Genomic DNA, 2,223 nt, shown 5'->3' with positions numbered 1-2,223 from the left:
CCCGCCGATGGACGTAGAGACGCAAGGCGATCTCCACCACGAACACCGCCAGGATGGCGCGGTCGAGCGTGACAATCAGCCCTCCCGCCGTGGCCATCGCAGCGGGCCAGGTTTCGAGGCCCAATAGCGCTGCGTTGAGCAGGATCAGCACGATGATGCCGTGCTGTACGCGCGGGTGTTCGATGAAGGCGCGCAGGCGTGCAGGCGGGGCCCCGGCCGCCGGATGCATACGGTCTTCCATCAACGTTCGTTGCTCGCCTTCAGTGCGGCGATGCGTTCTTCAAGTGGCGGGTGGGTCATGAACAGACGCTTGAATCCCGACCCGCCGCCACCGCTGATGCCGAAGGCAGCCATCTTGTCGGGTAGCGGTTGCGGGTGCAGGCTGGACAGACGTTGCAGCGCGGCGATCATGGCGCCGCGCCCGGCCAGGCGGGCGCCACCCGCATCGGCGCGAAACTCGCGTCGCCGTGAAAACCACATGACGATGATCGATGCCAGGATGCCCAACACCAGGTCGGCGATGATCACCGTGACCCAGAATGCCGGACCGTTGCCTCTTTCGGTCTTGAAAACCACCCGGTCTACGGTGTGCCCGATAACCCGCGACAGGAACAGCACGAAAGTGTTCACCACCCCCTGAATCAATGCCAGGGTCACCATGTCACCGTTGGCGACGTGGGCCATCTCGTGCCCGAGCACGGCCTCCGCCTCTTCCCGGGTCATTTTCTGCAGCAAGCCCGTAGACACGGCAATCAGCGAGCTGTTCTTGCTCATGCCGGTGGCGAAAGCGTTCACCTCCGGCGAATCCCAGATCGCCACTTCGGGTATCTTGATGCCGGCGGCCTTTGCCTGGCGCTCCACCGTCTGCAGCAGCCACTTTTCGGTGGCCGTCTGGGGCTGGGTGATGACCTGGGCGCCCACCGATTTCTTGGCCATCCACTTCGATACGGCCAGCGAAATCAGCGAGCCGCCAAAACCCATGATCGCGGCAAAAACCAGCAGCGAGGTGAGATTGAGGCCCTGTTCGTTGAGATAGGGTTCCACCCCGAGCAGGCGCATGCTGACCGACAGTACGAGCACGATGGCCAGGTTGGTGGCCAGGAAAAGAACGACTCGTTTCATCAATGACTCCTTGCAATTCCATTGTGGCGGCAGTTCCGGATGGGCTTGCCGCAGCCCATCCGCTTGGCGCGCCGCGCGGCAGCGATCTGCGCGTCGCGCAACGGGGCCTGCAGCAGCAGGCTGGATCCATCCACCCTGTTCATCGCCACTCCACCCAGCAGCTAACGAAGTCCTTGCGCTGCGCCCGTTGCAGGTTGCGCCCCAGCGTCCGCCCGCTCCGGTCCGCAGCGCGATCCACGGCAACATACGTATCCGCTTCGGTGTCCTTGATCACAATCTTGGGCAAGCCGCGCAGACGAAGCTGGACCTGGCAATGCTTATCGACGCCGCCGCGCGGGCCATTGAGGTCCGACAATCGTACGATGACGCCCTGCACCCGATCCTCAAAGCGACCTACGGCGAACTGAAACCTTCGTTCCACATGGGCACGCAACGCCTCGCTCAGCGGAAAGCCATGCGCGTGAATTTCGATCTGCATACGATTCTCCTTGGCGGTCGACATTGCGGCCCATACTAGAGCCGCCTTCCCATCAACAAAAGTCGATTATTCTTTTCCAAGTATTCGTTTCAGATTGATAGCCAACGTCATCGAACAGACTCGATCACGCGCAGATTCACCGTTTTTTGCAGATCGCCAAGGCTCGCACAGAGACCTGCCGGCTCACCCATGCGGTCTCGTCATGGCGCCGATCAGCGGCGCCGACCCGGCCTTCAGCCGAGCGACCGCAACCAACGAACAATGCTTGCCGCATCCATCGCGCCGGCCTGACGAGCGACTTCCCGGCCATTCCTGAAAGCGACCAGCGTCGGAATCGAACGGATGGCGAAGCGGGCGGCAAGCGCCTGCTCTTCCTCGGTATTCACCTTGGCCAGGCGAGCGGTGGGTTCAAGCTGCTGCGCGGCCGCGGTGAACGCCGGCGCCATCGCCCGGCAGGGGCCGCACCACGGCGCCCAAAAATCGACCAGGATCGGCAATTCCGAGCGCTCTATATGCCGGTCAAAGTTGGCCGCAGTGAGCACGGTCGGCCTGCCGTCAAAAAGCGGGGCCTGGCAGTGGCCACAGCGGCCCTGATCGTTCAGGCGCGTTTCGGGCACCCGGTT

3 protein-coding genes and 1 pseudogene are annotated in these 2,223 nt (G+C 62.9%); all 4 read right to left on the bottom strand.

The genetic code is table 11. The annotated features are described in order from the left end of the window. A pseudogene (locus RUW20_RS17445) lies at positions 1-241 on the bottom strand (ion transporter); the annotation flags it as partial. Beyond that, on the bottom strand, positions 241-1,122 hold the full coding sequence (gene htpX / locus RUW20_RS17440) for a protease HtpX (protein ID WP_313953497.1): 882 nt from the start codon (positions 1,120-1,122) through the stop codon (positions 241-243). The gene htpX and the pseudogene RUW20_RS17445, both read right to left, overlap by 1 nt. Positions 1,123-1,261: 139 nt before the next feature. Further along, entirely contained in the window at positions 1,262-1,600 is a 339-nt protein-coding gene (locus RUW20_RS17435; RefSeq protein ID WP_313953496.1) for an HPF/RaiA family ribosome-associated protein, read from the bottom strand. A gap of 233 nt (positions 1,601-1,833) precedes the next feature. Continuing rightward, a partial coding sequence (gene trxC, locus RUW20_RS17430) for a thioredoxin TrxC (RefSeq protein WP_313953495.1) occupies positions 1,834-2,223 on the bottom strand: 390 nt, incomplete at its 5' end.

Origin of the sequence: Accumulibacter sp., assembly GCF_032229525.1 — a bacterium.
Classification (GTDB): Bacteria; Pseudomonadota; Gammaproteobacteria; order Burkholderiales; family Rhodocyclaceae; genus Accumulibacter.
This window is presented reverse-complemented; position numbering and strand designations above follow the sequence as displayed.

Bases quoted from the DNA above. Each gene is read 5' to 3' on its own strand.
- htpX (WP_313953497.1), bottom strand. From the start codon at position 1,122: ATGAAACGAGTCGTTCTTTTCCTGGCCACCAACCTGGCCATCGTGCTC.
- RUW20_RS17435 (WP_313953496.1), bottom strand. From the start codon at position 1,600: ATGCAGATCGAAATTCACGCGCATGGCTTTCCGCTGAGCGAGGCGTTG.